Origin of the sequence: Dietzia sp. Die43 (genome assembly GCF_024519835.1) — a bacterium.
Taxonomy (GTDB): Bacteria; Actinomycetota; Actinomycetes; order Mycobacteriales; family Mycobacteriaceae; genus Dietzia; species Dietzia kunjamensis.
Genome location: NZ_JALJRF010000022.1, coordinates 53,808 through 61,037, shown reverse-complemented (window position 1 = coordinate 61,037; position 7,230 = coordinate 53,808). Strand labels below are relative to the sequence as shown.

The window sequence follows — 7,230 nt, the reverse complement described above, 5'->3', positions numbered from 1 at the left end:
ACGGAATCGCAGACGATCTCGGCCACCGAGTTACACCACTCTATGGGGCACTACTGCAGCGGGTGGCGTACGTGCGGGTGTCGGCCGCGGATCAGAACGAGGCGCGTCAACTCGAGGCGGTGGGGGAGTGCGACCGGGTCTATGTCGAGAAGCAGTCGGCACGCTCGCGCGCGGATCGCGTGAAGCTCGAAGAGTGCATCAGGTATCTCCGGGACGGTGATGAGCTGGTGGTCGCCTCGATGGATCGACTCGCCCGTTCACTGGTCGATCTGAAACAGATCGTTGGTGAGATCACCGCGAAGGGCGCGAGCGTGGAGTTCGTCCACGAGCGGGCCACCTACGCCGCCGGCGCCCAGGATCCTCGAGCGGATCTGATGCTCTCGCTGCTCGGGGCGTTCGCCGAGTTTGAGCGGGCCATCATCCGTGAACGCCAAGCCGAGGGCATCGCTATCGCTAAGGCGAAGGGCAAATACAAGGGACGCAAACGCGTCCTGACCGCTGAGCAGGTCGATAAGGCCCGCGCCCGCATCGAGGCGGGGGAGGGACCCTCGGCCATCGCTCGTGATCTTGGAGTGGGTCGCTCGACGCTGTACCGCGCCCTCCAACGTCACACGCCGTGACCATCGATGAGCGGCCCAGTTGCGCTGTTCAGGGTTCTGCCGACACCACGGATCAAGTGTCACTTATCCGTGCCCCCGGCTGTGCCGACGTCAGATGGTGGTTTCGATAGCCGGCTGGACCTGCTGATAGACGGGCGTCCACAGGTCGACGTCGACCTCGGGCGATTCGATACTGACGATGAGGGAGTAGTCGACGCCCTGATCACTTTGATCGTCTTTGCCGCGCTTTTTCCACCAGCCTGCGACTGGGTAGACGGCGATTGCGCCCTTACTTGCGAGGGCGGCGGCGGTCCCCTGCCAGATGTCTGTATGGAGCGAGCCTGCGGCTTGCTGCTGGTTGCTTCCGAACATCCAGCCTGCTTCGGTATCCAGACTCGGCGGCTTTGTGCCGTCGGGACGCGCGCGGGTGTTGATGCGTTGTCGGAACGAATCCACGCTTTCCTCGGGACGTCGGGTCGCAAACCGTAGTCCATGAGAGGGGTAGAGGTAGCGGCCGGCCCACCCGCGACTGGAGGGGTTCGGCTCGATGAAGTACGAGAGAGTGACGCGCATCCGAACTTTCGCCGCACCGAGTTCGTCGAGCTGCGAAATCGGCCACGGCAGCTCGTGAAGATTCATCTCACGAGTCTTACCCGCGTTGCTCGTGCCCGTGCGCTGGTACGGGCGAATCCGCGCTTCAGTGACAAGTGTGAGTGCATCGGTGGCGCTGTACAGTGCTCGGTCCGAGTTGGGTACCCCCATCCCGTAGCGGCGCAGAAGCGCCGTGAGCGCGGCCTTGCTCGATTCGGCGTTGAAGCGATCGCGCATGGCATCGGTCCATTCGGCGGAGTGGACGATCAACGCGCGCACGGTTTCGGGACGCAGATTGGGATAAGCGGCGTAGATGTCGGCGGCGATCGCGGCGACCGAGGCGGTGGCTGCGGAGGTGTCGCGAGTTGTGGTTAAGAAGCCCGCGCCGGGGGTGCGGAAGCGCGTGGTCAGGAGCGCGAGATTGGGAGGGGTGTCGACGTGGGTTCTGTCGGGTGAGGCAGCGACGTTTCCGCCATCAGCAACGACGTCGGGTTTGAAGGGCCATTTCTTACGATCGAACAGGACTGAGGTGCGGCTGACCGGGGAGAGTTCGCCACGCGGGGCAATGGGCCGGTAGCCGGCGAAATCGACGGGTGCTCCCGACATGTCGTCGTGGGAGGAGAAGGAGCCTACTGTGAGCGCGTTCCAGGACTGGGCAGGGTCTTCGACGGGTTCGACGTCGCTTCGACTGAGGTGATCGTCGGTGCCGTTAACGTCACGGATGTTGCCAGCTGAGACGACGAACAATCGTGGTCGTCTGGGTTCGTCGCGATCGAGGTAGGTGAACTCTGGGTCTGTGTCGTCGATGGCGCGGCCATATGCCAGCGCGTCGATCGATGCCGACCAGGAGGAAGGTTTGCCCGCCTCGATAGTAGTCGTTGATACCTCTTCCCCCACTGCAAGGCCTGAACGCGGCGCAGTGATAGCGAGCATGAACACCCGGGGACGATCTGCTGCTTGGATCTCGGGCTGATCAATAGCGCGAGCGGTGACGGCGCCGTACAGATCCCGGTTGTTGCCTCCGCGGTCGGGCAGGAATTTCACCGATTCGAGGCGATGGCGAAGCTTGATGGTGGCCGTCTCTTGCACGGCTCCGTCGAGGTCGCCGTACAAAGCGAGTCCAGCCATCTCGGTTCCGTGCCTGTGCACGGGCCGGTGCTGCCAGAGCGGATCTGCAACATAAAGGTCCGTCTCGGCGATTGAGTCTCTCAGAAGCGGATGATCGGCTTGCACCCCAGTGTCCAAGATGCACACGGCGGGAGCGCCGACCGATGCCGGGCGAAGCCGTTGCTGGAGTTCTTCAACCCACTCAGCCTGCTCTGCGGCGGGCAGTTCGGCAAGGAAACTTGCGGCGTCGTTCGGCTGCCGAAGTTCGGCGATGTCGTCGAGCGAATGGAACGCCTCGGCGAGCTGATCAGCTGTGGCGTACAGCAGCACGACGGTTCGTTCGCCGAACCCAAGATAGTGATTGCTGGTGCCGAGGTCATGTGCGGTGGCGAAACTCGTAAACCGGCGGAGTTCATTGCCGTCGCGTCTACGTAGCCACACTTCCCACCATCTCGTCTCCGAAGGATCGGAGGAGAAAAGCTCGTCGGAGTCCGTCCAGAGTTCTCGGATCGTGGCTCGACGGATGGACTGGATTCCGTCTACCAGAGCGGAGTTGCGCGGATTCTCCTCATCTGATGACGCGACGTATTGGGCCAGCTGCTTTAGGAAGTATTCCTTCTTGCCGTCCGGGATATAGACGGTCGCGACCTGAACAGGGCCGTCCTCGGAGTTTGCCTCGCGAACTGCCACAAGCTCGGGCTGTTCGCCGGACCGCTGAACGTCCAGGCTCTCAAGGACCAACTCAAGACCAGGAAACGAAAGGAACGAGATATAGCTCCCCTCACTCTCTGGCATGTTGACCGGAGGCACTAGAGCGGCTTCGTACTGTTGGGCAAGCGCCGAGCCGTGTCGACGTCGATCCCCTGAGAACACTGAACTGTCGGTGCCACCGCCACCTGTGGGGATAGTGAAGGGCTCGGACCGTGGTGGCGCAGGGACCACTACGTGTGGGCGGTCACGTTCAGCCATGCCGCTTACACGCTCTGATCATGCTGGCCGGTGAGACGCGGCCGCTCTTCGAGGGCTGCAACTAGGTCGTCGGTGAGGATCCGCGTGCGGCCAGCGAGAACGCTGCGTTTGGCGGCGTTCTCCGCGGCGGTCGCAATTTCGGCATGGCTGAGTCCGCGGGAAGCTGCGACAACGCGGGGCCAGCTGAGGTTACTGATGTGAAATAACGCCAGCCGATTCTTGATAACTGCTTGGGCGCTTGTGTCGTCGGGGAAGGTGAACTCCATGATCGTGTCGAACCGCCGGTACAGTGCGTTATCCAGCAGCTGCGGATGGTTTGTGGCCGCTATGATCAGGCTTTCCGAGGTGTCCTCTTCTAAGAACTGAAGGAACGAGTTTAAGACTCGACGGATCTCGCCAACGTCGTTCGCTGCAGCGCGGTCTCCTGCGAGGGCGTCCACTTCGTCGAACAGATAGACCCCCCGTGTCTCGACGAGAGCGTCGAAGATTAGGCGAAGTTTCGCCGCTGTCTCCCCCATGAACTTGGTGATGATGGTGTCCAGGCGTATCGCGAACAGTGGCAGTCCGAGCTCACCGGCCAGGACACGCGCGGTCGAGGTCTTGCCGGTACCGGGTGGTCCGATCAGTAGCAGTCGCCGAGCGGGACGAAGACCGTGGCGAGCGAGCATGTCCCGCTGACGTTGCTCAAGAAGGACGTGCTTCAGTCGTGCGGCCAGATCGTCAGACAAGACGAGATCGCCGAGGCGCGAGTCTGGGTAACTGACGGTCAACAGTGAGCCCAGTTCGCCGCGAGGTTGGGTGACGGGCACGACGGCCGCGACACCGGCCACCGAGCTTCGCTGGCGAAGGTCATCTACTAGGTCGCGGAGGTCTTTTGCGAACTTCGACTGTCCTGAGCGTGCGGCCTTCGCAGCCACCTGCATCGCAACCGCGTAGAACTGAGGGTCATCACCGTCGGCATGGCTTTTCACGAGCGCTTTGAGCTGGTCGTTGGTTGCCACGGTCTGACCTCCTTCGGCGCATGAGTCGGTTCCTGACCGGGTTCGGCGGGCTGTTCCTCAAGCCTAGGCGTCTGCCGCGGCCGTCATCGGTCAAGGGCCCCATTCTTGATGGCCACGGCCCGGACGATAGACGATCTAAGTTCCGCTGGTGTCGCGCAAGACGCTGATGCGCACACTTCTTTTGCGCTGCACTCCTATGCCACCGTTGCACGGGCCGCCGACAGGATTCGAGCTGCGCCAGTCCTAGGTACGGACCACGCGGGGCAGGTGTCGTGTCGGAGGATCGTCTTTTGCGACACAACATACGTGGGTCCTTCAGCGCGCCCGGCCGCAGGTTCTCTCCGTCGACCTCCTGATCTCCGATGCCATGAACGTCGCCCGCGAGGCCCCCGGCCCGGGTCAGCCGCTACGGCTCCTGGCAATTCGTGGTGTAACCATGGTTACATGGGCCTAAGTTCGGGAAGGTGCCGACCGGGTGAAGTAGTTCCAGGGCCTCAGCGGACCCGCTAGTGAGTGAAGAGAGTGACATGAGGCAACCGGAGTGCGCGCTGTCCGGCCGAGTCGGGCTTGCAGAGGCGGCGGTCGCGTGCCCGGCATGAATGGTGGCGCTAGAGATTCCGGACCAGGGGAGTGGGTGTTGTTGAGCTACCGGATCCCGCGCGAGCCGTCCACTCCGCGCATCGCCGTGTGGCGCAAGCTCAAGAAGCTCGGGGTCGCCCAGATCGGTGACGGTCTCGTCGCACTCCCAGCCGATGCACGCACGCGGGAGCACCTGGACTGGATCGCCGACGAGGTACTGGAGGCCGGGGGGTCCGCCACCGTGTGGCTGGCACGTCCCGCCGCGCAGGCCCAGGAACGCCAACTCGCCCTATCCATGGCCCGCGACCGGGCAGCCGAGTACCGCGAGGTGCTGGACGACGCCGCTGCGGCCCGCGCCATGGGCGAGACCGAACGCCTGCGCGCGCTCACGCGACTACGCGAGCGACTCCGCCGCATCGCTCGACGCGACTACTTCCCCCCGCCGGAGCGTCAGATGGCCCGGGACGCGGTGGAGGCCCTACACCCCGATCACATCGACCAGGAGAGAACATGAAGTGGTCCACCCGCGCCGGTATCCACATCGACCGCGCCGCATGCGCGTGGCTGATCCGACGCCACATTGACCCCGGGGCCGAGTTCGTGTTCGTCGCCGACCCACTCGAGGTGCCCGACCAGGCGATCCCCTTCGACATGCGTGGCGTCGAACTGGGCCACCACGGTGGCGACTGCAGTTTCGAGACCATCCTGCGCCGGTACGAGCTCACGGACGAGGCGCTATGGAGGATCGCGCAGATCGTGCACGAGGCCGACCTGGAGGACGAGCGGTACGACGCTCCCGAGGCTTCGGGACTGGACGTGGTCCTGCGCGGACTGTCGATGATCGGCAGCGATGAGAACACCCTGGCCGTCTCCGGCCCCGTCTTCGACGGGTTGTACGAGTACTACCGCCGCCAGGGACTGATCGGACGTGATCCCGCATGAGCACCGGACACAATGACGCCGTTCCCGGGGACCCCGGCCCCGCGCCCATAGGTTCTGCGCCCACGGATCCTCCTCCGCCCGCCCGGGATCTGGTGCCCTTCCGGGACGCCCTTCGGGTGTGGTTCCTGATCTCCCTACAGACCTTCGGCGGCCCGGCCGGACAGATCGCCGTCATGCAGCGCGTGCTGGTCGACGACCGGCGGTGGATCGGGCAACGGCGGTTCAGTCACGCCCTGAACTACTGCATGCTCCTGCCCGGCCCCGAAGCCCAGCAGCTCTCGATCTACCTGGGGTGGCTCCTCAACGGCACCCGCGGCGGGATCGCAGCCGGCACGTTGTTCGTGCTCCCCGGGGTGGTCGCGCTGGGCGCGCTGTCGGCGGTCTACGTCGCCTACGGTGACACCACCGCCGTCTCTGCCGTCTTCGCCGGGCTCGCTCCGGCCGTGCTGGCCATCGTCGCCCAGGCCGTACTGCGGGTGGCCGGGAGGTCGCTGACCCACCCGGCCCTGATCGCCCTCGCCGTGGGTGCTTTTGCCGCCCTCGCCGTCTTCGCGGTGCCGTTCCCTGTCGTGATCGCCTTGGCCGCGCTGGCCGGATGGGTGCTCTCGCGCCGGGTCCCGGGCTTCGCTGGCACCCCCCACGGCGGGGACGACCGGTCCGGGCCGGCCCCGGTTATCGCCGATGACGCGCTGCACGATGACCGACCCAGCCGGGGCCGCTTCGTGCGGATTCTGGCGATCGGGCTGGGGTTGTGGGCGGCGCCGATCGCCGCGGTGGTCGCGGTGTTCGGAGTACACAGCATCTTCACGACCCAGGGACTGTTTTTCTCGTTCACCGCCGTGGTGACCTTCGGCGGCGCCTACGCGGTCCTGGCGTTCATCGCCCAGCAGGCGGTGGAGACCTACGGGTGGTTGGCGCCCGGGGAGATGGTGCGCGGCCTGGCCCTGGCCGAGACCACCCCGGGGCCGTTGATCATGGTGGTGCAGTTCGTTGGGTTTCTGGCCGCCTACCGCAACCCCGGCAGCCTGGACCCGTGGGTCGCGGCGGTCCTGGGAGCTCTCCTGGTCACCTGGGTGACCTTCGTCCCCAGCTTCCTGTTCATCCTGCTGGGCGCCCCTTATGTGGAGCGACTACGGCACAACACCGCGATCTCCGCGGCGCTGACCGGCATCACCGCCGCCGTGGTGGGGGTGATCGCCAACCTCGCCCTGTACTTCGCGCTCAACACCCTGTTCACCACCACCGGCAACTGGACCTGGGGACCGGTGCGGATGACCCTGCCCGAGCTCGCGTCGGTGAACCCGGTCGCGGTGGGTATTACCCTCATCGCGTTCGTGATGATCTTCGCGCTGCGCTGGCCGATCCTCCGAGTGCTCGGCGTGTGTGCCGCACTGGGCCTGGCCAGCATTCTGCTTCCCCTGTGAGCTACCGCCAGCGCCCGT

Annotated in this window: 6 protein-coding genes; 4 read left to right on the top strand and 2 right to left on the bottom strand. The window is 65.0% G+C overall.

The window, feature by feature from the left end; all coding sequences use genetic code 11:
* Positions 1 to 620: recombinase family protein (locus NR111_RS16690; protein ID WP_256821469.1), on the top strand; the 620-nt coding region annotated here is incomplete at its 5' end.
* Positions 621 to 710: 90 nt separating this feature from the next.
* Here NR111_RS16690 and NR111_RS16685 read toward each other — a convergent pair.
* Together NR111_RS16685 and NR111_RS16680 are read right to left on the bottom strand one after the other, a co-directional pair.
* Entirely contained in the window at positions 711 to 3,092 is a 2,382-nt protein-coding gene (locus tag NR111_RS16685) for a S8 family serine peptidase (RefSeq protein ID WP_306228668.1), read from the bottom strand.
* 179 nt (positions 3,093 to 3,271) lie between these two features.
* Complete coding sequence (locus NR111_RS16680) at positions 3,272 to 4,267, bottom strand: ATP-binding protein (RefSeq protein ID WP_256821466.1); 996 nt, start codon at positions 4,265 to 4,267, stop codon at positions 3,272 to 3,274.
* Positions 4,268 to 4,901: 634 nt separating this feature from the next.
* Here NR111_RS16680 and NR111_RS16675 point away from each other — a divergent pair.
* From NR111_RS16675 to chrA, 3 genes are all read left to right on the top strand, one after another.
* Entirely contained in the window at positions 4,902 to 5,360 is a 459-nt protein-coding gene (locus NR111_RS16675) for a Chromate resistance protein ChrB (protein WP_253695941.1), read from the top strand.
* On the top strand, positions 5,357 to 5,788 hold the full coding sequence (locus tag NR111_RS16670) for a chromate resistance protein ChrB domain-containing protein (protein ID WP_069389943.1): 432 nt from the start codon (positions 5,357 to 5,359) through the stop codon (positions 5,786 to 5,788). Before NR111_RS16675 ends, NR111_RS16670 begins: the two co-directional genes overlap by 4 nt.
* A gap of 92 nt (positions 5,789 to 5,880) precedes the next feature.
* Positions 5,881 to 7,212, top strand: coding sequence for a chromate efflux transporter (gene chrA / locus NR111_RS16665; RefSeq protein ID WP_256821465.1), 1,332 nt, complete (start codon positions 5,881 to 5,883; stop codon positions 7,210 to 7,212).
* Positions 7,213 to 7,230: the final 18 nt, after the last annotated feature.